We start from the raw sequence: 1,141 nt of genomic DNA on the forward strand, positions 1-1,141 counted from the left end.
TTAATTATAAAAACAAACTGTTTTACCTATTTAATGGTTTGTTTTATGATGACTGCATTCAATAGACATTTACTCCTTTGGAGACGTTTGCCATGTTAGATCAAAATACTTCAGCACAATTAAAAACCCTACTTGAACGCTTAGAAAGTCCAATTGAAATTGTGGCATCGCTCAATGATTCCGACAAATCAGATAAAATTAAAGAATTAGTCACTGAAATTGCAGCGTTATCCGATCAAGTGACTGCTCGTTTTGATGGAAGCAATAGCCGTCGTCCAAGTTTTGGTATTGCCAAAGTCGGTGAGCAACCACGGGTTAACTTTGCTGGCTTGCCGATGGGTCATGAGTTCACCTCTTTAATTTTAGCCTTGTTACAAGTTTCAGGTTATGCGCCTAAAGTGTCTGATGAAGTATTGGCACAAATTAAAGGCTTAAACTTAACGGCTGATTTTGATGTGTTTGTCTCTTTAAGCTGTCATAACTGTCCTGACGTGGTGCAAGCCTTAAACCTGATTGCCATTAATAACCCAAATGCCACTGCCACCATGATTGATGGCGCGTTCTTCCAAGACGAAGTGGAACAGCGCAAAATCATGGCCGTACCGATGTTGTTCCAAAATGGTGAGCATATTGGTCAAGGTCGTATGACTTTGGAAGAAATTGTGGCAAAACTCGATACACACTCATCTAGTAAAGATGCACAAAAACTCAATGCTAAAGGGGTGTTTGATGTACTGGTGATAGGTGGTGGCCCTGCGGGCAATACCGCAGCCATCTATGCAGCACGTAAAGGCATTCAAACGGGGATTGTGGCGGAACGCTTTGGCGGTCAGGTCATGGATACCATGGACATTGAAAACTACACTTCAGTACAAAAAACACAAGGTCCAAAGTTTGCTGCTGAAATGGAAGCGCATGTGCGTGCTTATGATGTCGACATCATGAACTTACAAAAAGTGGCTGCGATTAAAGGTGCCGATGAAAGCGTGAATGGTTTGGTTGAAGTGACTTTGGAAAATGGCGCTAAACTGGAATCAAAAACCATTATTTTATCGACTGGTGCACGTTGGAGAGAAATGAATGTACCGGGTGAGCAAGAATACAAAACCCGTGGTGTGGCGTACTGCCCACATTGTGACGG

The 1,141-nt window shown here is 42.4% G+C and carries 1 protein-coding gene; it reads left to right on the plus strand.

Going from position 1 to position 1,141, the window contains the following annotated elements; genetic code table 11:
- Nucleotides 1-92: 92 nt before the first annotated feature.
- On the plus strand, nucleotides 93-1,141 hold a 1,049-nt coding region (locus tag BLV99_RS17980; RefSeq protein WP_092693083.1), incomplete at its 3' end, for an FAD-dependent oxidoreductase.

The organism is Acinetobacter kyonggiensis, assembly GCF_900107285.1.
GTDB classification, from domain to species: domain Bacteria; phylum Pseudomonadota; class Gammaproteobacteria; order Pseudomonadales; family Moraxellaceae; genus Acinetobacter; species Acinetobacter kyonggiensis.